Genomic DNA, 22,901 nt, shown 5'->3' with positions numbered 1-22,901 from the left:
AGTTTGCAGCCCGAAGGCTGCCGAACGGTCCGGATCGCGGGAGTGCAGTTCCCGTGATCAGGGTGGAAGGACTTGGCGGCCCGGAGCCTCGCGCTCCGGGCCGTTTTTTTGCATAAGGCCAGCTTGTGAAACCCTTGTCCCGTTCCGGCTTTCGCCGGGCGGCAGGCAGGTCTATTCCGGACGCTCCGTTCCACCGGGAGAAGCCGATGTCCTACACCCTCGTCACCGCCAACCGGAATTATTCGAGCTGGTCGCTGCGCCCCTGGGTGCTGATGAAGGCGCTGGGCATCCCCTTCGAAGACCGGATGGCGCCATTCGCCGCCGCCGAAAACTACGCTGCCTTCCGCGAATTTTCGCCAACGGGCCAGGTTCCTGCCCTGATCGACGGGGACCGGACCGTCTGGGATTCGCTGGGCATCACGCTCTATCTGGCGGACAGGCATGCGGAAGTCTGGCCGAAGGAAGAAGCGGCGCGGGCGTGGGCGCAATCGGCCGTGGCGGAAATGCACAGCGGTTTCGCCGCCCTGCGCAACGATTGCCCGATGAATGTCGGCGTGCGGGTGGAACCGCACCTGCCTTCTCCCTCCCTGAACCGCAACATCGCCCGGCTCACCGAATTATGGGGGGAGGGGCTGTCCCGCTTCGGGGGGCCGTTCCTGGCCGGGCCCGCCTTCACTGCCGCCGACGCCTTCTATGCACCGGTCGTTTTCCGGGTGCGCACCTATGGCCTCGATGTCGGTCCGGTGGCGCTTGGCTGGGTCGGCCATATGCTGGCGCTGCCCGCGATGCGCGAATGGGAAAGCGCGGCGCTGGCCGAAACCTGGCGCGAGGAAAGCCATGAAGCGGAACTCGGCGCCGCGGGGCGCATCGTGCGGGACGACCGGGCGATTTGAGCCCGATGTCCAGCGTGCACGCCGCGTCCAGCTAACCCGTTGGCGCGGCGTCCTGCGGGCGGGCTATCTCCAGCGTCAGCAAAAAATGGCCGCTTTTCCCCTTTTCCCCTGTCCTGTCTGGGTCTAGGGGGAAATCACTATGGTCAAGCCCCGCACACTCTATGAGAAGATCTGGGACGCGCATGTCGTCGAGCGCCGTCCCGATGGAACCTGCCTGATCTACATCGATCGCCATCTCGTGCATGAGGTGACGAGTCCCCAGGCGTTCGAGGGGCTGCGGATCGCCGGGCGCAAGGTGCGCCGTCCCGAACTGACGCTGGCGGTGCCGGATCACAACCTGCCGACCACGGCGCGGCGCGACGCCGCGGGCCGCCGCATTCCCATTGCCGATCCGGAAAGCGCGCAGCAGCTTGCGGCGCTGGAGCGGAACGCGCCGGAATTCGGCGTCCGCCTGATCGGGGATGCGGACCCCGAACAGGGCATCGTGCATGTCGTCGGGCCGGAGCAGGGCTTCACCCTGCCGGGCACGACTTTGGTCTGCGGCGACAGCCATACCAGCTCGCACGGCGCGCTGGGGGCGTTGGCCTTCGGCATCGGCACGTCGGAGGTCGAGCATGTGCTCGCCACCCAGACGCTGCTCCTGAAGCAGTCCAAGACCATGGAAGTCGTGGTCGAGGGCGAATTGGGCTATGGCGTCACGCCCAAGGATGTCGCGCTGGCGATCTGCGGGCGGATCGGCACGGCGGGCGGCACCGGCTATGTCATGGAATATCGCGGGTCGGTGTTCCGCGACATGTCGATCGAGGGACGGCTGACCGTCGCCAACATGTCGATCGAGGCCGGCGCGCGCTCCGGCCTGTTCGCGCCTGACGAAAAGACTTTCGCTTATCTGGAAGGCCGCCCGATGGCCCCCAGGGGCGCGGAGTGGGATGCCGCCATCGCCTATTGGAAGACGCTGGCGACGGACGAAGGCGCGGTGTTCGACAAGAGCGTGGTCATCGACGCCGCCGACATCGTGCCGAGCGTCACCTGGGGCACCAGCCCCGAAGATGTCGTGCCGGTCACTGGCGTGGTGCCCGATCCGGAAAGCTTTGCCGACGCCTCCAAGCGCGCGGCCGCGCAGAAGTCGCTCGACTATATGGGTCTCTCCGCCGGGCAGCGGATGGAGGATGTGGCGATCGAACATGTCTTCATCGGCAGTTGCACCAACAGCCGGATCGAGGATCTGCGCGCCGCCGCTGGCCTGCTGAAGGGCCGCCGGATCGCCAGCGGCATCAAGCATGCCATGGTCGTGCCCGGTTCCGGGCTGGTCAAGCGCCAGGCGGAAGCCGAAGGCCTGGACCGCATCTTCACCGAAGCCGGTTTCGAATGGCGGGAGCCGGGCTGCTCCGCCTGCCTGGGCATGAACCCGGACAAGGTGCCCGCCGGCGAGCGCTGCGCATCCACCAGCAACCGCAATTTCATGGGCCGGCAGGGGCCGGGGTCGCGGACGCATCTCGTCTCGCCCGTCATGGCCGCCGCTGCCGCGATCACCGGACATCTCACGGACGTACGCGAACTGATGGGTGAAAAAAGGGGAGAGGCGGTCGCATGAAGAAGGTATTCTGGCTGCTGGCGCTGGGCGCGCTGGCAAGTGCCGCCATGGCGGCGACCCTGGGGCGCGCGGAAGACACGCCGCGCCCGGCGAGCAAGCAGGCGCATTGATGGAAAAGCTGAATATCGTCGACGGCCGGGCCTATCCGTTCGGGATGAAGAATGTCGACACCGACATCGTCATCCCGGCGCATTGGCTCAAGACCATTTCCCGTGCGGGCCTGGGCAAGGGCGCCTTCGAAGTGCTGCGCAAGGAACCGGGCAATGTCTTCGACGATCCCGACTATGCGGGCAGCCCGATCCTGATCGCGGGCGACAATTTCGGGTGCGGGTCCAGCCGCGAGCATGCCGCCTGGGCGCTGGCCGACCTTGGCATCAAGGTGGTGATCGCGCCCAGCTTCTCGGACATTTTCTCCGGCAACGCCTTCAAGAACGGCATATTGACGGTCGTCCTGCCGCAGGAGGCGATAGACCGGCTGATGGAGGTGGCCAGGACGGACCCCATCCATGTCGATCTGGAGCATCAGACCGTCACGACACAGTTTCAGGACCGCTTTCAGTTCGAGATCGATCCCTTCCGCAAGCATTGCCTGCTCGGCGGTCTGGACGAGATCGGGCTGACATTGGGGCAGGCGGACGCGATCGGCGCGTTCGAGGCGAAGGACGCCGGAACGCGTCCCTGGCTCGTCCCCGCCGTTGCGTAAGCGTCCCGATCTTCCTATTTCGGATCGGACGATCCATTTCACCTTTTACAGGGCACAGGCATGACAACCTTCGACGACCGCGAAAAGGCCTTTGAAAATATGTTCGCGCACGATCAGGAGATGCAGTTCCGCATCCAGGCGCGGCGCAACCGCCTGCTCGGTGAATGGGCGGCGGCGAAGATGGGCCTGACTCCCGAAGAAACGGACGCCTATGCCAAGGCGGTCGTGCAGGCCGATTTCGAGGAAGCGGGCGACGAGGATGTGATCCGCAAGCTGCTGGGCGACATGACGCAGGCGGGCATCGACATCGACGAGGCAGGCGTTCGCGCCGCCTTGGACGAGCAGCAGGTCATCGCCCGCCGCATGTTCATCGAAGCCCAATAAGCGTCAGGACCCTTTCGCCATGCCGATGGCAGCCGAGGAAATAGCGGACATGATCCGCGCCGCGATCCCCGATGCGGAGGTCGAGATCACCGACCTTGCCGGTGATGGCGATCATTATGCGGCGCGTGTCGTGGCGGAGAGTTTCCGGGGCATGAGCCGCATTGCGCAGCAGCGGGCGGTCTATGCCGCGCTGGGCGGCCGCATGGGCGGCGTGCTCCACGCCTTGCAACTGACCACCGCCGTTCCCAATTAACGGCCATTGGACGAAATGCGCCTTGATAGCGGCGCCTGACAGGAATGGACCCAGATAATGACCGACGCCGTGCAGCAGCGGATTGCGGAGATCGTCAACGGCAATGATGTCGTGCTTTTCATGAAGGGCACGCCACTATTCCCGCAATGCGGCTTTTCCAGCCGCGCCATTGCGATCCTGGAACATCTGGGCGTCGCCTATGAAAGCGTCGACGTCTTGCAGGATCAGGCGGTTCGCCAGGGGATCAAGGCATTTTCCGACTGGCCGACCATTCCCCAGCTCTATGTGAAGGGCGAATTCGTCGGCGGCAGTGACATCATGATGGAAATGTACGAGGCCGGCGAGTTGCAGCAGTTGATGGCCGATCAGGGCGTCGCCGCGGCCAATTGAGCGCTGGCTAAAGCGAATGGGCGGGCGGTTCGGTCATCCGGGCCGCCTTTTTCATGCCCGCCAGGTCTTGATGCGGCCCTTCGGATGACGGGATGCTGAGTGGGACGGAGCTTGTCGAAGGCCCGCATGGAAAATGGCCGTCGAGACCGGTCCTTCTTCGACGAGTTCGGCGGCCATTGAGGCAAGCCAGTCGACAGGTCTGGTTTAAGGCCCGGTGCTGCACGGGAACCCGGGTGGGAGGATGCGGCGGAGACTGGTGCCGCATCCTCCCGGGTAGTCGAACGATCGGGTATGTCTGAAACGACGCAAAGCCTGTGCCAACCATCGGGAATAGCCCGTTCCAGCGCCTTGAAAAGGTTAACGCCTGCCCAGTCGATACCGGCGCTGTAAACCGCACCGACAGTTCATGACATGCACTTGACTACAGATGTAATCAATGCGATTACGTCTGTAGTCGATTCTGGTGCGGACGAGTCCCTTGAGCGAAAAGATCAGCGAAGCGGAACTGGTGGTGATGGAGGCGCTGTGGGAACGTGCGCCGCAGACCGCCGCTGATGTCGCGGACCGTGTCGCCGCCGGGCGCGACTGGAGCGTCCAGACCGTCAAGACGCTGCTGTCCCGGCTGATGGCCAAGGACGTCATCGCCGCCGATCAGGATGGCCGCCGCTTTTTATATCGCCCGCTCGTCGCGCGGGAGGAGTATGTTGCCAGCGAGTCGGGGCGGTTGGTGAACCGGCTGTTCGGCGGGCGGGTGTCGCCGCTGGTGGCCCAGCTCGCCAGCCAGGACCAGTTGACGGCGGAAGATATTGCCCAGCTTGAGGAAATCCTGAAGGGGTTGAAATCATGAGCGTCTGGATCGCGGAAACGCTGATCGCCATGACCCTGCTGATGGCGCTGGTCATGCTGCTGCGGCAGCCTGTGGCGCGCTGGCTGGGTGCAGGGGCGGCCTATTGGCTATGGCTGCTGCCCTTCGCTCGCATGGCCTTGCCGGCCCTGCCGCGAGAGGTCGCCAGCCCTTCGCCCCTGCAACGGGCGGTTGACCAGGCGGGATTGCCGACCTTGCTGGATGCGGCGCCGGTGGCGCTTCCGGTCAAGTCGGAATGGAGCATTCCCTGGCTGGAGATCGGGGTGTCGATCTGGCTGCTGGGCGTGGTCCTTTTTCTGATCGTCCAGGCGGTCGGCTATGTCCGCTTCCGGCGTTTCATCCTGAAGGGCGCGACGCCGATCGGGGAAGAAGGCCGCATCTGCATCGTCACCAGCCCACGGGCGGGCGGACCGCTCGCCTTCGGGGTGTTCCGCCCCGTCATCGTGCTGCCCGTTGATTTCGCGCTGCGTTTCGATCCCCAGGAACAGGCCATGGCCATCGCCCATGAGCGCGCCCATCATCAGGGCGGCGACCTGGTTGCCAATATGGTCGCGCTGTTGCTGCTGGGCCTGCACTGGTGCAATCCCGTCGCGTGGATCGCCTATCGCGCCTATCGGGCGGATCAGGAACAGGCCTGCGATGCCCGGGTCCTGTCGCTCTACGGCCGGGATCAGGCGCATGCCTATGGCCGCGCCATCTTGAAGGCTGCGGGCGGCCGCCAGTTTGCCGGCGCCTGTCATCTCAATCGCATAACCGCACTCAAAGGGAGGCTGAAAATGCTCTCTGCCCATGAAGTGTCGCTGCGCCGCATCAGCTGGGGCATGGCGGCGGTCGCCCTGGTGACCGCGTCCGGCCTGGCGCTGACCGCGTCCGGCAGCCGGGCGGCGCAGCAGGTCGCCGCGATCACCGACAAGGTGGATTCGATGAACTTCGGCAGGCTGGCCGATCTGGTCGCCCAGCCTGCCTCCGCCAGCGAGATCGCCCTGACCGAAGCGCCGAAAGCCGCGGCCACGCCCCCGTCCCCGTCCTCGTCCTCGTCCGATGCGAGAGACGCTGAGGAGATGGCCGTCCTGCCGCCGGCGCCTCCCGCTCCGCCTGCTCCTCCGGCGCCCGTTGCCGACATGGCGCTGCCGGCGCCGCCGGTTCCCCCGGCGCCGCCCGCCGGCCTGCGCGACGAGGGCGACCGCGCCTTGAGCCACGCCATGCCGAGCGAGGCTGAAATCCGCCGCATGGTGCCGCATGTCGACGTCGCCAATGGCTGCGAGAACGGCAAGAGCGTAAGCCAGCGGGAGACGGTGGATGCCGATGGCCGCCGCCATATCCGCGTCCGCATCTGCCAGGACCAGATCGAGGCGCAGGCCCATCGCGCCGCCCGGGCCGGACTGATGGCCGCCCGTGCCCAGATCGCTGCGGCTGCGCGGATGTCGGACAAGGTCCGGGCCGAGGTGTTGCGCGATCTGGACAAGGAGATCGCGCATATGGATGGCGAGGATTGACGGGCGAGATCCGGAGGGCGCCGCCGCCACTATCCCATGCACCTGCCTGCCCCGATTGTTCCGGCATCCATTTCTCTCCGCAGGCATAGGCTGCTTGAAGGCTGGATGGATGCTGAAAACGGGTTCAGCATAACGCCTTTGTAGCGGATGCCGCGCCGTCGTTCAGACCGCCACGATCTCCGGCAGGATGGCGTCGAGCAGCAGCATCCCGGCAGGCTCGATGCGGAGCCGCTGACCCTCTCGCCGCACGAGCCCATGGCCGCCCAGCCGCGTCACCGCCTCGGCATCCACCAGAGCCTCGACCGCCATCCTCGACATCCGCGCAATCCTCTCCAGCTCCACCCCTTCGCCCAGCCGCAGCCCCATCAGCAGCGCTTCCCTGGCCCTGTCGTGCCCATCGAGCGGGTCTTCGCTTTGCAGGCCATGGCCATTGCGCGCGACGGCGTTCATCCAGTTTTCCGGTTTCCTGTGCCGCAGCGTCGCCAGCCCATCGCGCCGGCCATGGGCGCCGGGGCCTATGCCGACATAGTCGCCATAGCGCCAATAGGTAAGGTTATGCCGGCTTTCCTGCCCCGGCCGGGCGTGGTTGCTGATCTCATAGGCGGGAATGCCGGCGGCGGCGGTCATCGCCTGCGTCCGTTCGTAGAGGTCGGCGGCATGGTCCGGATCGGCGGGATTCAACTCGCCCCGCGCCACCAGCGTCGCAAAGCGGGTGCCCGGTTCGATGGTGAGCTGATAGAGCGAGAGATGATCGGTGCCGAAGGACAGTCCGCGCGCCAGTTCGCTTTCCCAATCCGCCAGACTCTGGCCGGGACGGGCATAGATCAGGTCGAAATTCACCCGGCCGAACACCGATTGCGCCACGTCTAGCGCGGCCAGCCCTTCCCGCACGTCATGGGCGCGGCCGAGGAAATGCAGCGCCTCATCCTCCAGCGCCTGAAGGCCCAGAGACACACGGTTCACCCCGGCGGCCGCCAGGTCCGCGAAGCGGGCGGCCTCGACCGAACTGGGATTGGCCTCCAGCGTGATCTCGATGTCGCTCGTCGGCCGCCAATGGCGTGTGGCCGCGTCGATCAGCGCCTCCACGATGTCGGGCGGCATCAGCGACGGCGTGCCCCCGCCGAAGAAGATCGAGGAGAGCGGCCGGCCGCCGCTCAGCGACGCTTCATGGGCAAGGTCGCTCAGCAGCGCCGCGCGCCAGGCATCGCTGTCGATCTCGGCCCGAACATGACTGTTAAAATCGCAATAAGGACATTTGGAAACGCAAAATGGCCAATGCACATATAAGGCCAGGGGCTCATCGGGCGCGGCAGCGGGGATAAAGGGGTCGGGCGACATGAATGGGGGCCTTCTTAAACGGCTTTGGCCTGCGCGGCTAGCGCTGCTGGGCCTGCTGGCGGCCGCGCCGGGGCATGGCGGCGCGGAGCCGTCGCCCGGGGCGCGGCAATTGCCTCCGGCCCGGCCCGCTTCCTATTATGGTCTTGAGGAAGCGGATCGGGACGAGGGTCTGATGCGCGACGTCGTGCTGGGCATGCACAATGAGGAACGGGAATCGCTGGGGCTTTCGCCCTTGGCCTGGGATAGCGCCCTGGCCGCCGATGCGGCCCGCTATGCCCGGCAGATGGCGCAGACCAACATCTTCCGCCATTCCGCCCGCGCCAGCCGCGCCGTTCCCAGCGGCGAGAATCTCTGGATGGGATCGCGCGGCCTCTATGATTATCAGCTGATGGTGGGCTCCTTCATCGATGAGAAGCGGCTGTTCCGGCGGAGCGGCAAGCTGCCCGACCTCAGCGTCACGGGCCGATGGGAAGATGTCGGCCATTATACCCAGATCATCTGGCGCGGCACTCGCAAGGTCGGCTGCGCCCTGGCGGAGGGGCAGAGCTACGACTATCTCGTCTGCCGCTATTATCCGGCGGGCAATATATTCGGCCGCAATCCCCTGGATGGGGAGGATGGCGTCCAATCCTGACGGGATGGAGCCAGTCGAGGCCGGCCGGCGGCGGCGCCCGTCGGCTGGGTCATCCCATCTATTTGCGGAATTGCTCCGCCGCCGCGCAGGCGAGTTGATCGGCCCGCTCATTTTCGGGGTGGCCGGCATGGCCTTTCACCCATTGCCATGTCACCTTGTGGCGGGCCGCGGCCCTGACCAGCTCCTGCCAGAGTTCCGCATTCTTCACCGGCTTCCTGTCGGCCGTCTTCCATCCATTCTTCTGCCAGCCGAACACCCATTTGGTGATGCCGTCCATCACATATTTGCTGTCGGTATAGAGCGTCACCTGGCATGGACGTTTCAACGTCTCCAACGCCTGCATGGCGGCCATCATCTCCATGCGATTGTTGGTCGTCTGCGCTTCACCGCCGGAGATCTCCTTCTCCGTCTCGCCAAAGCGCAGCACGGCGCCCCAGCCGCCGGGGCCGGGATTGCCCTTGCACGCGCCGTCGGTGAAGATCTCGACCTGGGGAAGGGTGCTCATGCGCCGAGCAGCATGGCCGGATCGGCAGCGGCGTAGAATTCCAGGCGGCGCAGATAGGCCAGCGGGTCCTTGCGCGTCACCAGCGCATCGGCGGGCGTATTGATCCAGTCATAGGCGCGCGTCAGCAGGAAGCGGAGCGCCGCACCCCGGCAGAGGACGGGAAAGGCGGCCCTTTCGGCTTCGGTCAGGCCGTGCGTTTCCCGATAGCCGGCACCCAGCGCCGCCGCCCGATCGCCGTGCCATGTCGCGCCGTCATTGCTGAACACCCAGGCGCTGTGGGTGACGGCCAGATCATAGGCGCGGGTGTCGGTGCAACTGAAATAGAAGTCGATGAGGCCCGTCACCCGATCGCCCAGCATCAGCACATTGTCCGGGAAGAGGTCTGCATGGATCACGGAGCGAGGCAGCTCGGCGGGCCAATGGGCGTCGAGGAAAGCGAGTTCCTCCGCCACGCGGGCCTTGAGGCCCGGCGCGATCCGGTCGAAGTCCGCGCCGCATCTGGCGGCCAGATCATGCCAGCCGGGGAGATCGAGGGCATTGCGGCGCGTGCCGGCAAAGCCCTCCGCCGCCCGGTGCATCGCGCCCAGCGCCGCGCCCGCGGCCCGGGCCTGGCCCGCGGTCGGTTCGGTCACGGAGATGCCGGTCAGGAATTCGATCAGGCAGGCGGGGCGACCGGCAAGCTGTTGAAGCCGCCTGCCTTCCCGGTCCGCGATGAAACGGGGGACGAGGCAACCGCGTGCGCCCAGATGGTCGAGCAGGTCCATGAAGAAGGGCAGGTCCGCCTCATTCACCCGCTTTTCATAGAGGGTGAGGATATAGCGATGACCATTGCCGTCCGGGCCGGTGGTCTCCAGCAGATAATTGCTGTTCTCCACCCCCTCCGCAATGCCCTTGGCGGAAACGAGGCGTCCGGCGTCGTAGCGGGTGAGGAAAGCGTCGATCTCTTCGGCGGGAACCTGGGTATAGACGGCCATGGAGTTACGCGGCCTCCAGTCCGCGGGGGAGTTTGAACGCAATGCTTTCCCGCGCGGTTTCGACCTGCTCCTCGGCCACGGAAAATCTCTCACCGATCCGGTCCACCACTTCCCGCACCAGTACTTCGGGGGCGGATGCGCCGGCGGTAAGGCCCAGCGTGTTCACACCCTCCAGCCAGGCGAAGTCGATCTCGTCCGCGCGCTGGATCAGGCGAGCGGGCGTGCCTTCGCGCTCCGCCACCTCGACCAGCCGCAGCGAGTTGGAGCTGTTGGGCGCGCCGATCACATAGACGGCGTCGCACCGGGCGGCGATGGCCTTCACCGCCGCCTGCCGGTTGGAGGTGGCGTAGCAGATGTCCTCCCCCTTGGGCGCATGAATGGTGGGGAAGCGGCGCTGGAGCGTGGCGACGATCGCGGCAGTGTCGTCGACGGACAGCGTCGTCTGCGTCAGGAAGGCGAGATTGTCGGGATCGGCGGGGGTAAAGGCCTCTGCATCCTCCACCGTTTCGACAAGGGTCATATGCCCCGCCTCGACCTGACCGAAGGTGCCGATCACCTCCGGATGGCCCTTATGGCCGATGAAGAGGATATGGCGCCCCGCTTCCACCTGCCGTTCGGCCTGGCGGTGGACCTTGCTGACCAGCGGGCAGGTGGCGTCCAGATAGTCGAGCCCGCGCTCCTCCGCCTTGGCCGGGACCGTCTTGGGAACGCCGTGGGCGGAAAAGACCACGGGCAAGCCGTCGGGAACCTGGTCCAGTTCCTCGACGAAGATCGCGCCCTTCGCCTTCAGTCCGTCGACCACATATTTGTTGTGGACGATCTCGTGCCGGACATAGACAGGCGCGCCATATTTCTCGATCGCCCTTTCGACGATGACGATGGCGCGGTCGACACCGGCGCAAAAGCCGCGCGGGGCGGCGATCAGCAGCTTCATGGGCGGAAGATCGGTCATGCCTGCCGCTTAGGCCAATGTGGCTTTGGAGGAAAGCCGCTTCCTTGCCGCCCTGTGCAGTTTGAGTTGCGTGGGGGACGGGCTATGGATAAGAAGCCCAACGCCTGTTCCCAAGGGATTGCCTGTGACCTTTTCTCGATTTGCGCTGACCGGAATGATCGCCATGGCCCTTGCGGGCTGTTCCCAGCGGGGCGAAATCGATCCCACCGGCGGCATCGTGGCCGTGCGATCGGCCTGTCCCGTCGCGGCGATCCCGGCGCAGACCGGCGACGTCACCCTGTTCAATCCGGCGGGCAGCACGGATGCCCGTGCGATCGACGTGGTGGCGGAGATCACCAACCTGCGCTCCACCTGCTCGGAAGGGGACCAGCTTTACACGGAGGCGACCTTCACCGTGAACGCCCGCCGCAGCGATGCGGGCGCGGCGCGGCAGGTGACGCTGCCTTATTATTCCGCTGTGGTGCGGGGCGGCAACGCCGTCGTCGCCAAGCGTGTTGGCCAGGTGGTGCTCGACTTTCCGGCGGGGCAATATCGCGCCACCACGACCGCCAAGGCCGGCTCCTATGTGAACAGGGCCGCCGCGACGCTGCCGGCCGACATCCAGCGCAAGATCACGGAGAAGCGCAAGGCGGGGGATGCCGACGCGGCGATCGACCCCTTCGCGCAGCCGGACGTCAAGGCGGCCTTGCAGCGAACCAGCTTCGAGCTGCTCGTGGGTTTCAACCTGACCCAGGATCAGCTCCGTTACAACGCGACCCGCTAAGCTTAGCTCAGTTCATTTCCCCGTTCGGGCCGAGCTTGTCGAAGCCCTTGTTTCTTGAAGAAAAAGGGCGACCCTTCGACAGGCTCAGGGTGAACGGGTCCTGGTAGAAAGTTCGCCCAGTGTCTCTTTACAACCGCTTCACCGCCCATCTCGATGCCGTGCTCGACGCGCTGGAGGCTGACGGCACGCTGCCCGCCGGCCTCAACCGCAAGCCGGTGACGGTCGAACCGCCGCGCGATCCAGGCCATGGCGATCTTGCCACCAACGCCGCCATGGTGCTGGCCAAGCCCGCCGGCAGCAATCCGCGCGCGCTGGCGGAGAAGATCGTCGCGGGCCTGGAAAGGCTGGACGAGGTAGAGAGCGCATCGATTGCCGGCCCAGGCTTCATCAACCTGAAGCTGACCGACGCCACCTGGCGGGCGGAACTCGCCGCGATCCATGCGGAGGCGGAGGAATATGGCCGCTCCTCGACAGGCGAGGGCGTGACGGTCAACGTCGAATATGTCTCCGCCAATCCGACCGGCCCCATGCATATGGGCCATTGCCGGGGGGCGGTGGTGGGCGACGCGCTCGCCACGCTGCTGGAGCATGTCGGGCACAAGGTGATCCGCGAATATTATATCAACGATGCCGGCGGGCAGGTGGACGTGCTCGCCCGGTCGGCGCATGTGCGCTATCGCGAGGCATTGGGCGAGGCGGTAGGAGAGATTCCCGAGGGTCTTTATCCCGGTGATTATCTGGTGCCGGTGGGGCAGTTGCTGGCCGCCGAATATGGCGACAAATATGTCGGTGCGCCGGAGAGCGAATGGCTGGTGCCGTTCCGCACCAGAGCGGTCGCGGCGATGATGGAGATGATCCGCAGCGATCTGGCGCTGCTGGGCATCCATCATGACATATTCTCTTCCGAGGCCGAGTTGCAGGCGGCAGGCAAGCCCGAAGCGGCCGAAAAATGGCTGCGCGCGCACGACCTCGTCTATGACGGCGTGCTGGAAGCGCCCAAGGGCGAGACGCCGGAGGATTGGGAGCCGGTCGAACTGCCGCTGTTCCGCTCGACGAAATTCGGAGACGATCAGGACCGGCCGATCAGGAAGTCGAACGGAAGCTGGACCTATTTCGGCGCCGACATGGCCTATCATTTCCAGAAGGCGCAGACGGCCGACCAGTTGATCGACATCTGGGGCGCGGACCATGGCGGCACGGTGAAGCGCATCCAGGCCGCCGTCGCCGCGCTGACGGAGGGCAAGGCGCGCTTCGACGTCAAGCTGATCCAGATGGTCCGCCTGCTGCGCGACGGCGAGCCGGTGAAGATGTCCAAGCGCGCCGGCAATTTCGTGACGCTGGCCGATGTGGTTCGCGAAGTGGGCAAGGATGTGGTCCGCTTCACCATGCTGACGCGCAAGGCCGACGCGCAGATGGACTTCGACTTCGCCAAGGTGGTGGAGGCGTCGAAGGACAATCCGGTCTTCTATGTGCAATATGCCCATGCGCGCATTTCCTCGCTCGGACGGCGGGCGGAGGAGGCGGGGATCGACCTGCCCGCGCCCGACCTGTCCCGCCTTGGGACGGAGGAGCTGGGGCTGGTGAAGCTCGCCGCGCAGTTCCCGCGTGTGGTGGAGGGGGCGGCTTCGGCCCGTGAACCGCATCGCATTGCCTTCTATCTCAATGACTTGGCTTCGGCCTTCCATAGCTGGTGGAATCTGGGCAACGACAATCCGCGGGCGCGGGTCATCCTGACGGACGACCCGGCCACCACTTCCGCGCGGCTTTTCTTGAGCCGGGGAATCGGGCAGATCATCCGCAACGGGTTGGCGCTGATGGGCGTTGCGGCCCTGAACGAGATGCAATGACCGGCGGAGTTTGATCGAGATGGGCGATTATGCGCGGGGAAGGCTGGACCTGGACGATGAGGAGCGTCTGCCCTGGCTGGAACCCGCCATCGAGGATGAGGAGGAGCCGGGGCTGTCGCCGCTGCGGCTGCTGGGCTTCATTCTCTTTGGCCTGGTCCTGATCGGCGCGGTCGTCGCGGGGGTCTGGCTGATCCAGAACCGGACGGGCGGCGCCGGGGGCGAGGGTAAGCTGATCGCCGCGCCTGCCGGCGACTATAAGATTCCGGCCAAGGAAGCCGACGCCAAGAAGTTCGATGGTGAGGGCGATGCCAGCTATGCCGCGAGCGAGGGCGTGGCGCGTGACGGGCGAATCGATCCGACCCGCGTGCCGGAGGCGCCGATCACGCCGACCGGGACAGCGGATAATGCGCGCCCTGCGGTGCAAGGCAAGCCGTCGCAGAGCGTCACGGCGCGCGTGGCGGACGAGACCAGCGCCCGGCCGGCGACGGCGGCGGCCCGGCCGGCGGGCGGCGGCATGATCCAGCTTGGCGCCTATGGCAACCAGGCCTTCGCCAAGGATGCGTGGAAGCGGCTGTCCAAGCGCTTCACCTATCTGGAGCCGTTGCCCATGTCGATCGAGCAGGCCGAGGTGGGCGGCAGCACCGTCTATCGCCTGCGCGCGGCGGCGGGCGGGCAGGCGAGTACGCTCTGCGGCAAGCTCAAGGTCGCGGGCGAAAGCTGCATGGTGGTGAATTAGGGGAATGGGACTTGGCCCGAAATGGCCGTCCTGAGACATTCCTCCTCCCGCAGGCGGGAGGGGGAATGTCTTGGACCCACCCATTTATGTCCCTTGGCCAAATCCCACCGATCCTGCGGCAAGGCCGGAACAACCCCTTCGACAGAGCCGCTTTCAGCCGCTACCATCGCTCCGCATGAAACCCGTTATCTTCGGCCTTTCCGGCGAGACACTGACTTCCGATGAACGCGCCTTCTTCGCGGAGGCCGATCCGGCGGGTTACATCCTCTTCCGCCGCAATATCGTGGATCGGGGGCAACTTCGCGCATTGACCGACAATCTGCGCGCGTTGCATGGTCGGGACGATCTGCTCATCATGATCGATCAGGAAGGCGGCCGGGTCGCGCGGATGCAGGCGCCGGTCTGGCCCAGCTTTCCTCCTGGCGCGGTGTTCGACAAGCTCTACGAAATCGCTCCGTCCAGCGCCATCGCGGCGGCCCATGCCAATGCGCGGGCCATTGCCACCACATTGGCGGAAGTCGGCATTACCGTCGATGCGCTGCCGTTGCTCGACGTGCGGCAGGAAGGGGCAAGCGACATCATGGGCGACCGCACCCTCGGCGCGGAGCCGATGCGGGTCGCCGCGCTGGGGCGAGCGGTGATCGAAGGGCTGGCCGATGGCGGCGTGGTCGGTATCGTCAAGCATATGCCGGGGCATGGCCGGGCGATGGTCGACAGCCATCATGAACTGCCCATCGTCACCGCCGACGAGGATGCCCTGGCGATCGATCTGGCACCGTTCCAGGCGTTGAAGGATGCGCCCATGGGGATGACGGCGCATGTCGTCTATACGGCCTGGGACCCTGACCTGCCGGCCAGCCTCTCCCGTTCCGTGATCGACACGATCATCCGTGGGCGGATCGGCTTTGCCGGGCTGCTGGTGTCCGACGATCTGGACATGAAGGCGTTGAAGGGCAGCATCCCGGAACTGGCGGCGGCAACGGTGGCGGCAGGCTGCGATCTGGCGCTCAATTGCTGGGGGCGGATGGACGATATGGTCGGCATTGCCGGCCTGCTGCCGGACATCGGGACCGAGGCGAAGGCAAGGCTGGACCGGGCGATGGCGTCGAGCGGCGCACCGCCCGGGGGACCGCCGCTGGAGGAACTGCTCGCCACCCGCGACGCCTTGCTGGCGATGGTGCCGGCGTGAGGCGGGGCGCCGATTGCCGGAAAGCGCCCTGCTAGCGATGGACGACCTCTTCGCCCCTGCCGCCGCGCCCCGGCCCGACATGCTGACCGTCAGTTTCGAAAGCTGGGAGGGGCCGCTCGACCTGTTGCTGGCGCTGGCGCGGACGCAGAAGGTCGACCTGCGCGAAATCTCCATCCTCGCGCTGGTCGAACAATATCTCGCCTATATAGAGGGCGCGCGGAAGCTGAAGCTGGAACTGGCGGCCGACTATCTGGTGATGGCGGCGTGGCTGGCCTATCTCAAATCCTCGCTGCTGCTGCCGAGGGAGGCGCAGCCCGAACCCAGCCCCGAGGAACTGGCGCTGCGTCTGCAATTGCGGCTCCAGCGGCTTCAGGCGATGCGGGAGGCGGGGGCCCGGCTGATGGCGCGCGACCGCATCGGCCGCGACGTGTTCGTCCGCGAAAGGCCCGAAGGCCTGCGCCTCGTCCGCAAGGCGAAATGGGCGGCCAGCCTGTTCGACCTGATCCAGTCCTACGGCCAGGTCCGTGCGCGGACGCAGCCGGTGGTGCATATGGTCGCGGTGCGGCCGGTCATGACCCTGGACGAGGCGATACAGCGCGTCGGCACGCTGGTGGGGGCGGCGATCGACTGGACCGCGCTTGAAGCCTTCCTGCCGAGCGGGCAGGATGGGCCGATGGCACGATCGGCATTGGCCAGCAGTTTCGTCGCCGCGCTGGAACTGGCGCGGCAGGGGCGGCTGGAAATCCAGCAGGACGGGATTTTCGAACCCATTTTCCTGCGGGCCGCCGTGCCGGAACCGAATGCGGGGCGCCTATTGTGATCGAGGAACAGGACGATTTCCTTCGTGCGGTGGAGGCCGTGCTGTTCGTATCGGAACAGCCGCTGACCCTGGGCGAAATCAAGCTGCATGTGGGGGAGGCGGGCGATCTTGCCGCCGCGCTGGCGACGATCAGCGGTCATTATGCGGGGCGCGGCGTCAATCTGGTCGAGCGGGGCGGGCGCTGGCATTTCCAGACGGCGGCCGACCTTTCCCATATCCTTCGCCGGGAGAAGGACGAGACGCGCAAGCTGTCGCGCGCCGCCATGGAGACGCTGGCGATCATCGCCTATCATGAACCCGTCAGCCGGGCCGAGATAGAGGCCATTCGCGGCGTTCAGGTGGCGAAAGGCACGCTGGACGTGCTGATGGAGGCGGGCTGGGTCAGGCCCGCCGGACGCCGGGAGGTGCCGGGAAGGCCGCTGATCTACGCCACCACGGTAGAATTTCTGTCACATTTCGGCCTTAGCAGCCGCAGGGACCTGCCGGGTATCGACGACTTGCGGGCCGCCGGCCTGCTCGATCCCGTCGATTTGGCGCTTGAGGGTCTGGGCGCCCAATCCGTTGTGGAAAATGATGAGGAAGACGCCTAGATCATGCTTGGGCCTTTGTCTGGCCGAAACATGATCTGCGGGTTTGTTCGCCGTGATTTCCGGGCCGTGAAATATTTCCATTTCACGCGAAATCACTCTAGATAAGACGCAGTTTCAGGAGTGTGTTCAAATGGGTTCCTTTTCGCTGATGCACTGGGTCATCGTTCTCCTGGTGGTCATGCTGCTGTTCGGCGGCGGCCGCATCTCCGGGTTGATGGGCGACGTCGCCAAGGGCATCAAGAGCTTCAAGAAGGGCATGGAGGACGACGACGTGCCCGCCAAGCCCGCCACGCGCATCGAGGGCCATCGCGTGCCCGAACAGGACGCGCCCACCGCGACGGAAGAAAAGACCAAGGCCTGATTTTTCCTTCGGCCGGGGCGGTAGGCACGCATGTTTGGTATCGATTCGTCTGAACTTCTGGTGATCGTCATCATTGCGGTGATCGTCATCGGCCCGAAGGACCTGCCGCGCGCGCTCTACAAGGTGGGGCAGATCGTGGGCAAGGCGCAGTCCATGGCGCGCCATTTCCGCACCGGCATCGATGCGATGGTCCGCGAGGTGGAGCTGGAGGAACTGGAGAAGAAATGGGCCGCGCAGAACAAGCGGATCATGGAAGAGCATCCGCCGGAGACGCTTGCGCCTGAAACCGCCGGTGAAACCGGCGCATTGCCAGCACCCGCCGCCGCAGCGGCAGCCGGAGAGGTGCCGCCCTTCGCCGCTGAATCGGCCCCGGCGAGCGAAGCGCCCCCCTATGTCGCCCCGCCAGCGACGGACGGACCGCCCTATGTGGCGCAGGAACCGGTGCGGAAGGACGACGCGGCGGCATGAAGGACATCGACGACAGCAAGGCGCCTTTGCTCGACCATCTGATCGAGCTGCGCGGACGGCTGCTCAAATGCGTCTATGCGCTGTTCATAACGGGCGCGATCTGTTTCTATTTCTCCGAGCAGTTGTTCGCGATCCTGGTCCATCCGCTGAAGGAAGCCTTTGGCGACGATGGCGGGCGGCTGGTCTACACCAAGCTGTATGAAGCCTTTTTCGTTCAGGTGAAGATCGCGGTCTTCGGCGCTTTCTGCCTGTCTTTTCCGATCATCGCGAACCAGCTCTGGGCCTTTGTCGCGCCGGGGCTCTATGCGAAGGAAAAGAAGGCGCTGCTGCCGTTCCTCATCGCCACGCCCTTCCTTTTCGCCATGGGCGCATCGCTGGCCTATTTCGTGGTGATGCCCACGGCCTTCCACTTCTTCCTGGAATTTCAGGGCAACAGCAGCGGCCTGCAGGTGGAGGCGTTGCCGAGTGCGGACAGTTATCTGGGGCTGGTGATGCAGTTCATCCTCGCCTTCGGCATCAGCTTCTTGATGCCGGTGCTGCTGATGCTGCTCAACCGCGCCGGCTTTGTGAGCCGGGCGCAGTTGATTGGCCTGCGCCGCTACATGATCGTGGCCGCTTTCGTACTGGCGGCGGTGCTGACGCCGCCGGACGTGGTCTCGCAGCTCATGCTGGCGATTCCGCTGCTGGCTCTTTATGAAATCACCATCATCGCTATCTGGTTCACCGACCGGAAGCAGGCCAAGGATCTGGCCACCAGCGAAGCGGCGGACGCTGCGGGTTGAAAAAAGGCTCGCTGTGAAGCGAGCCTTTCCATCAGATCAGTTGGCGGCGTTTTCGACCGCCTGGCCGGCGCTTTGCACATCCTTGCCGGCGCCTTCGACCGTGTTGCAGGCCGCGACCATCAACGAACCGGTCAATAGAAGGGCGGCCAATATCTTCCTGGTCATCATCGTCTCCTTTTCAGAGCCTTTGTCCTGCATAGCTGGCAGGAAATGCTTCAACCGGGCGTCATGCCGGTGACCACTGAACAACCCGCTGCCCGGAAAAGCGTTCCGAGAGCGAAAATATCTCTGATTTCCGGGAGTTGGCTAAAAAATTCTGAGCCCGGAACGCGTCGGGGGGGGGAGATGCGTTCCGGGCTCATGTTTTTTTGGATAGCAAGAGCGGGGGGCAAAAGATTTGCTATCCGCAGTGCAGAACCCATGAAGGAAGGATTAGGTTCCCCAGGTCCGAAAAAATGATGAGAAATTTATTTCGTTATTTTTCAACGGTTTGATTGGTTTCTGAAACGGTAACCATAAAATAATCGGCATTTTTCCGCAAAAAAAGCTCGTCAGATCAGCGGCCGGCCGCTGTTGCGATATTCGGGGCGGACCGTCGATTGGGGAAGGCCCGGCGCATCGGGAGACAGAGGGGCAAAAGGCCCGGTGACGGGCGCGGCCGGCGCGGGGGATGCCGTGACGGGTTCCGCCACCATGGGATCGAACATCGGGGACTTCGCGGTCAATGCCAGTCGGGCAGGCCCCGACTGTGTTTCGCGCCCCGAATAAGCCATGCGGAAAGCGGCGGCCGTGCCACCGGCACCGGGCGGGCGGTAGAAGATATGCGCGCCGATCACGGCAACCGGCCGCATCGCGCCGGCCCATTCGGGTCGCACCGCCAGCGTATGATAATAGGTGGCAAGGCCGACGGGCCGATAGACCATGCCGGAAAGCGCCTGAGCGGCGATGCGGCGGGCGCGCGCCCATCCGTCCGCGCTCGCGCCGCGCGCCATGGAGCCGTCGCAGCTGAAGGTGAACTGGCAGCGATAGTCGGTGCGTTCCGACCCCTGGTAGATGACGCCGCACACGCTCTTGGGCCAGGCGGGGTTGCGGACGCGGTTCAGCACCACCTGCGCCACGGCGCGTTGCCCGTCCTCCGGCTCGCTCCCCGCCTCATAATAGACGGCGGATGTCAGGCAGTTGAGCGCCCGATAGCTGTCGAGCGCGGTCAGGCCCCGGAAAGCCATGGCGGGAGCAGCCTGCACGGCATCAAGCCCAAGTACATGCTCGCTTCGCAGCGTTGCGGCGCCGGGCGCGGGATCGAAGGCGCCCTGCGCGAAGAAGAAGGCGGATCCGGGGAAATTCTCACCGGGCTTCTCCGCGGGATCATCCTGCGCATGGTTGGCGGCCAGCAGGTCAAGCGGTGCCGCTGTGATCAGGCGCGGCGCGGCGAGGGCGAGCAGCGCCAGCGCGGCGACGACGCCGTGCCTCACCCCTGTCCGCTGGCCCTTCAAAGCCCCGTTTCCCCCGAAAATCCGCATGTTGGCGCTTATCATAGGGGAAAAGCCTCGCCAGTTCCCCTGCGGAATCCGGCCTGTCCCGCTCTGAGACGGTGGAGGATGCAAAGCTTAATGAGTCCAGCGACAATCCCGACTTTCGCGCGGCCATCAATCCGTTGCTTGGCAAGCGCGTATCTGGTCCGCTATGCGGAAGCCATGCTGGTTCAGAAAGATAGTCTCGCCCTGATTGGCAACACGCCGTTGGTGCGCCTTGCCGGCCCTTCGGAAGAGACGGGTTGCGACATTTACGCCAAATGCGAATTCGCCAATCCCGGCGCTTCGGTAAAGGATCGCGCGGCGCTGTTCATCGTCAACGATGCGGAGGAAAAGGGGCTGTTGAAGCCCGGCGGCACCATCGTCGAGGGGACGGCGGGAAATACCGGCATCGGGCTGGCGCTGGTTGCCAACGCCAAGGGCTATCGGACGATCATCGTCATGCCCGAGACGCAGAGCCGCGAGAAGATGGACACGCTGCGCGCGCTGGGCGCCGAGCTGGTGACGGTGCCGGCGGCGCCCTATTCCAATCCCGGCCATTTCGTCCACACCTCCCGCCGCCTGGCGGAAGAGACGGAAGGTGCGATCTGGGCCAACCAGTTCGACAATATCGCCAACCGCAAGGCGCATATCATTGGCACCGCCGAAGAAATCTGGACCCAGATGGACGGGCAGATCGACGGTTTCACCTGCGCGGCGGGCACGGGCGGGACGATCGCGGGCGTGGGGCTGGGCCTGAAGGCGCATGACGAGAATATCACCATCGCGCTCAGCGATCCGCATGGCGCGGCGCTTTACAATTATTATGCTCATGGCGAGCTGAAGGCGGAAGGGTCTTCGGTGGCCGAGGGCATCGGGCAGGGACGCATCACCGCCAATCTGGAGGGTGCGCCGATCGATACCCAGTTCCGCATTTCCGATGAGGAAGGGCTGCTCTGGGTACGGCGTCTGCTGGCCGAGGAAGGGCTGTGCCTGGGCCTGTCGTCGGGCATCAATGTCGCGGGCGCGGTGGCGCTGGCGAAACGCCTTGGGCCCGGCAAGCGGATCGTCACGATCCTGTGCGATACCGGATTCCGTTATCTTTCAACGCTTTATAATCGCGAATGGCTGGAATTGAAGGGCTTGACTGTCTTCCCCTGGCTCGCGCAAACTCGTTGACCGCCGACACAGGTCGCGGCGGCGATAAAAAAGAGCGCTTCATGGCTGAAACACCCCGCCAACAGGAAGGGTTGCAGCGTGTCCAGATTGGCCTCACCGGGCTGGCGGGCGTGGTGTTGCTCGTGGGTCTGGCGAATATCGTGATCGACAAGGCGCGGATAGACGATCCGGCGGTGCCGCCGCCGACCGTGCCCACGCTGGACGTGAATGCGGTATCGCCCAAGGAGCCGCTGGCGGAACTGGGCGTGCAGCCCGCGCCGGAGCAGGCGCCGATCGTGCCGGACCTGCAACCCGACCCCAATCTCAAGAAACCCATGGATCGCGAGATTCCGCCGGCTTCGCGCTGATGCTGGCGGGTTCGGCTTGAAGGCTGCGCTTCGGACATTTGTGATGCTGGCTCTGCCCGGGCTCCTGGTGCTGCTTGGCGGGTGGCCCGCGCTGCTGCGGACCGGGCAGGTCGATCCTCGAGGCTGGATGGTTCCGGCACTGCTGTCGATCCCGATGGCCGCTGTGCTGAAGGCGCGGCTGGGGGACGGGGCGGCGTGGTGGGCCGGGCTGGGAACGATTGGGACGGTGCTGTCCTGCGCGTTTCTGGCGGCTTGGCGCGTGCCGGCTTTGCTGCCCGTGCTTTGGTTGCTTGCGGTGATGCTGGCGGCCATGTTTGCGGGATTGATGTTCCGTATTCCCACCAAGGCGCTTGAGAGAGACGAATGGCTCGCGACCGCCCGGTCCAAATGGCGGGACTGGGTTCCTGCCTTCGCAGGAACAGGGCGGATTGCTGCGATGGGTCTGGCCTTGCTGGCTCTCGCGGCGTGCTGGCTGGCTCAGGAGCCGGCTGTTCAGCACGCGCCTCATCCTGCCAAATTGTCCGTCATCACCGGACTGCCGCTATTCTGGCGCGATGGCGCCCAGGTGGATGCGCCCATCGTCACCGTCCTCCGCCAGCGATTCGACCTGAGCCCCCTCGATTCGCCGCTCGCTCTGGAAAACAGCCCTGCCAAGACGCTCCTCCTCGCCCAGCCGCGGGCTTTTTCGATGGATGAACTGGTCGCGTTGAACGGATGGATCAGCCGGGGCGGCAAGGCGCTGGTCCTGGCCGATCCGGAACTGCGTTGGCCGATGGACCTGCCGTTGGGCGACCGGCGGCGACCGCCGGCCGTCACCTTGCTCGCGGCGATGATCGAATATTGGGGCGTCAGGCTGACGCCCCCCAGCGCGGGCGAAAAGCGTCATTTTCTGGGCGATGGGCGGGTGTTGACCGTCTATTCCGCCTCCGGTTTCGAGGATGCGGGGCCGAAGTGCCGCATCGTGGGGCGGGGGTTGGTGGCGCGCTGCATGGTGGGGAAGGGCAGCGCAACCATCGTCGCGGATGCCGATCTGATCGACGACAGGCTCTGGCTCGCGGATGCCGCCGTGTCGTTGGAGCCCGGACAATGGACCGCCGATACCCCGCAGTTCGTGGCGGAAGCTTTGGGCGCCACGCTTCCGGCGGGGCGGCGCTGGGTCCGGTCGGGTGACGCGCTGGTCAACGCCGTTCGCTGGGCGGTCCTCGTCGGGATTTTCTGGGCGGCCTTGGGAACCGTGTTTTTCCGGCGGCGCGGGGCGGCTCCCTTGGACCTTTCTTCGCCACGTCCTGCCCGGCCAACGCCATTTAAAGAGGGTTAATTACCAGAA

General features: G+C 65.3%; 27 protein-coding genes. 21 read left to right on the top strand and 6 right to left on the bottom strand.

All coding sequences use genetic code 11. The features are described 5' to 3' along the window. Window positions 1-206: 206 nt before the first annotated feature. The 8 genes from A8G00_RS24135 (at window position 207) to A8G00_RS24100 (ending at window position 6,578) form a co-directional block, all read left to right on the top strand. Window positions 207-893: a glutathione S-transferase family protein gene (locus tag A8G00_RS24135; protein WP_103001904.1), complete on the top strand. Its 687-nt coding sequence runs from the start codon at window positions 207-209 to the stop codon at window positions 891-893. Between the two features lie 139 nt (window positions 894-1,032). Continuing rightward, window positions 1,033-2,487, top strand: coding sequence for a 3-isopropylmalate dehydratase large subunit (gene leuC, locus A8G00_RS24130; protein ID WP_103001903.1), 1,455 nt, complete (start codon window positions 1,033-1,035; stop codon window positions 2,485-2,487). Window positions 2,488-2,596: 109 nt separating this feature from the next. Next, window positions 2,597-3,190: a 3-isopropylmalate dehydratase small subunit gene (gene leuD, locus A8G00_RS24125; protein WP_048575443.1), complete on the top strand. Its 594-nt coding sequence runs from the start codon at window positions 2,597-2,599 to the stop codon at window positions 3,188-3,190. Window positions 3,191-3,250: 60 nt separating this feature from the next. After that, window positions 3,251-3,574: a DUF1476 domain-containing protein gene (locus A8G00_RS24120; protein WP_025546988.1), complete on the top strand. Its 324-nt coding sequence runs from the start codon at window positions 3,251-3,253 to the stop codon at window positions 3,572-3,574. 19 nt (window positions 3,575-3,593) lie between these two features. Further along, complete coding sequence (locus A8G00_RS24115; RefSeq protein WP_025546986.1) at window positions 3,594-3,827, top strand: BolA/IbaG family iron-sulfur metabolism protein; 234 nt, start codon at window positions 3,594-3,596, stop codon at window positions 3,825-3,827. 57 nt (window positions 3,828-3,884) lie between these two features. Beyond that, a complete protein-coding gene (gene grxD / locus A8G00_RS24110) occupies window positions 3,885-4,217 on the top strand; it encodes a Grx4 family monothiol glutaredoxin (protein ID WP_025546984.1) in 333 nt (110 codons plus the stop codon). A 478-nt stretch (window positions 4,218-4,695) separates the two neighbouring features. Next, window positions 4,696-5,064 (top strand): BlaI/MecI/CopY family transcriptional regulator, encoded by a 369-nt coding sequence (locus A8G00_RS24105; RefSeq protein WP_025546982.1) that lies wholly within the window; start codon window positions 4,696-4,698, stop codon window positions 5,062-5,064. Then, window positions 5,061-6,578, top strand: a complete 1,518-nt coding sequence (locus A8G00_RS24100) for a M56 family metallopeptidase (RefSeq protein ID WP_103001902.1) — start codon at window positions 5,061-5,063, stop codon at window positions 6,576-6,578. Before A8G00_RS24105 ends, A8G00_RS24100 begins: the two co-directional genes overlap by 4 nt. 162 nt (window positions 6,579-6,740) lie before the next feature. On the opposite strand, the gene hemW is transcribed toward A8G00_RS24100, so the two are convergent. Further along, the gene (hemW, locus tag A8G00_RS24095; RefSeq protein ID WP_103001901.1) at window positions 6,741-7,916 is read right to left on the bottom strand and encodes a radical SAM family heme chaperone HemW; all 1,176 of its coding nucleotides are present in this window, start codon (window positions 7,914-7,916) and stop codon (window positions 6,741-6,743) included. Between hemW and A8G00_RS24090 the strand changes: the two genes are divergently transcribed. After that, entirely contained in the window at window positions 7,915-8,550 is a 636-nt protein-coding gene (locus A8G00_RS24090; RefSeq protein WP_253258085.1) for a CAP domain-containing protein, read from the top strand. The genes hemW and A8G00_RS24090 overlap by 2 nt on opposite strands. Before the next feature lie 58 nt (window positions 8,551-8,608). Here A8G00_RS24090 and rnhA read toward each other — a convergent pair whose 3' ends face one another. From rnhA to ispH, 3 genes are read right to left on the bottom strand one after another with little or no spacing between them, the layout of a single operon-like run. After that, window positions 8,609-9,055, bottom strand: coding sequence for a ribonuclease HI (gene rnhA, locus A8G00_RS24085; protein ID WP_025546973.1), 447 nt, complete (start codon window positions 9,053-9,055; stop codon window positions 8,609-8,611). Next, entirely contained in the window at window positions 9,052-10,029 is a 978-nt protein-coding gene (thrB, locus tag A8G00_RS24080; RefSeq protein WP_103001900.1) for a homoserine kinase, read from the bottom strand. Before thrB ends, rnhA begins: the two co-directional genes overlap by 4 nt. Before the next feature lie 4 nt (window positions 10,030-10,033). Continuing rightward, window positions 10,034-10,981 carry a 4-hydroxy-3-methylbut-2-enyl diphosphate reductase gene (ispH, locus tag A8G00_RS24075; RefSeq protein WP_048575439.1) on the bottom strand — a complete coding sequence of 316 codons (948 nt, stop codon included), beginning with the start codon at window positions 10,979-10,981 and terminating at the stop codon, window positions 10,034-10,036. A 154-nt stretch (window positions 10,982-11,135) separates the two neighbouring features. Between ispH and A8G00_RS24070 the strand changes: the two genes are divergently transcribed. The 9 genes from A8G00_RS24070 (at window position 11,136) to tatC (ending at window position 18,537) form a co-directional block, all read left to right on the top strand. Further along, window positions 11,136-11,744, top strand: a complete 609-nt coding sequence (locus tag A8G00_RS24070) for a hypothetical protein (RefSeq protein ID WP_037481428.1) — start codon at window positions 11,136-11,138, stop codon at window positions 11,742-11,744. Between the two features lie 119 nt (window positions 11,745-11,863). Continuing rightward, on the top strand, window positions 11,864-13,591 hold the full coding sequence (argS, locus tag A8G00_RS24065; protein WP_103001899.1) for an arginine--tRNA ligase: 1,728 nt from the start codon (window positions 11,864-11,866) through the stop codon (window positions 13,589-13,591). Window positions 13,592-13,610: 19 nt separating this feature from the next. Beyond that, window positions 13,611-14,327, top strand: a complete 717-nt coding sequence (locus tag A8G00_RS24060) for an SPOR domain-containing protein (protein ID WP_025546963.1) — start codon at window positions 13,611-13,613, stop codon at window positions 14,325-14,327. 175 nt (window positions 14,328-14,502) lie between these two features. Next, the gene (gene nagZ / locus A8G00_RS24055) at window positions 14,503-15,516 is read left to right on the top strand and encodes a beta-N-acetylhexosaminidase (RefSeq protein WP_103001898.1); all 1,014 of its coding nucleotides are present in this window, start codon (window positions 14,503-14,505) and stop codon (window positions 15,514-15,516) included. Window positions 15,517-15,553: 37 nt separating this feature from the next. Further along, window positions 15,554-16,336: a ScpA family protein gene (locus A8G00_RS24050; RefSeq protein ID WP_103001897.1), complete on the top strand. Its 783-nt coding sequence runs from the start codon at window positions 15,554-15,556 to the stop codon at window positions 16,334-16,336. Then, on the top strand, window positions 16,333-16,926 hold the full coding sequence (gene scpB / locus A8G00_RS24045; RefSeq protein WP_025546958.1) for an SMC-Scp complex subunit ScpB: 594 nt from the start codon (window positions 16,333-16,335) through the stop codon (window positions 16,924-16,926). The genes A8G00_RS24050 and scpB overlap by 4 nt, the downstream gene beginning before the upstream one ends. 130 nt (window positions 16,927-17,056) lie before the next feature. Next, window positions 17,057-17,287, top strand: coding sequence for a twin-arginine translocase TatA/TatE family subunit (locus A8G00_RS24040; protein ID WP_103001896.1), 231 nt, complete (start codon window positions 17,057-17,059; stop codon window positions 17,285-17,287). A gap of 30 nt (window positions 17,288-17,317) precedes the next feature. Further along, window positions 17,318-17,755, top strand: coding sequence for a Sec-independent protein translocase protein TatB (gene tatB, locus A8G00_RS24035; protein WP_048575435.1), 438 nt, complete (start codon window positions 17,318-17,320; stop codon window positions 17,753-17,755). Beyond that, window positions 17,752-18,537 (top strand): twin-arginine translocase subunit TatC, encoded by a 786-nt coding sequence (tatC, locus tag A8G00_RS24030; protein ID WP_103001895.1) that lies wholly within the window; start codon window positions 17,752-17,754, stop codon window positions 18,535-18,537. Before tatB ends, tatC begins: the two co-directional genes overlap by 4 nt. A 36-nt stretch (window positions 18,538-18,573) precedes the next feature. Here tatC and A8G00_RS24025 read toward each other — a convergent pair whose 3' ends face one another. Continuing rightward, window positions 18,574-18,702: an entericidin A/B family lipoprotein gene (locus A8G00_RS24025; protein WP_025546951.1), complete on the bottom strand. Its 129-nt coding sequence runs from the start codon at window positions 18,700-18,702 to the stop codon at window positions 18,574-18,576. A 386-nt stretch (window positions 18,703-19,088) separates the two neighbouring features. Beyond that, entirely contained in the window at window positions 19,089-20,057 is a 969-nt protein-coding gene (locus A8G00_RS24020; RefSeq protein ID WP_103001943.1) for a cell wall hydrolase, read from the bottom strand. 174 nt (window positions 20,058-20,231) lie between these two features. Between A8G00_RS24020 and A8G00_RS24015 the strand changes: the two genes are divergently transcribed. The 3 genes from A8G00_RS24015 to A8G00_RS24005 are packed head-to-tail and all read left to right on the top strand — an operon-like array spanning window position 20,232 to window position 22,892. Next, the gene (locus A8G00_RS24015; protein ID WP_044662761.1) at window positions 20,232-21,227 is read left to right on the top strand and encodes a cysteine synthase A; all 996 of its coding nucleotides are present in this window, start codon (window positions 20,232-20,234) and stop codon (window positions 21,225-21,227) included. Between the two features lie 41 nt (window positions 21,228-21,268). Then, window positions 21,269-21,574: a hypothetical protein gene (locus A8G00_RS24010; protein ID WP_020821203.1), complete on the top strand. Its 306-nt coding sequence runs from the start codon at window positions 21,269-21,271 to the stop codon at window positions 21,572-21,574. 43 nt (window positions 21,575-21,617) lie between these two features. Then, a complete protein-coding gene (locus A8G00_RS24005) occupies window positions 21,618-22,892 on the top strand; it encodes a hypothetical protein (RefSeq protein ID WP_253258084.1) in 1,275 nt (424 codons plus the stop codon). Window positions 22,893-22,901: the final 9 nt, after the last annotated feature.

The organism is Sphingobium sp. SA916, from assembly GCF_002894065.1.
GTDB classification, from domain to species: Bacteria; Pseudomonadota; Alphaproteobacteria; order Sphingomonadales; family Sphingomonadaceae; genus Sphingobium; species Sphingobium fuliginis.
Note: the sequence above shows the minus strand (reverse complement) of the source record. Positions and strands in the feature narration are given on the sequence as shown.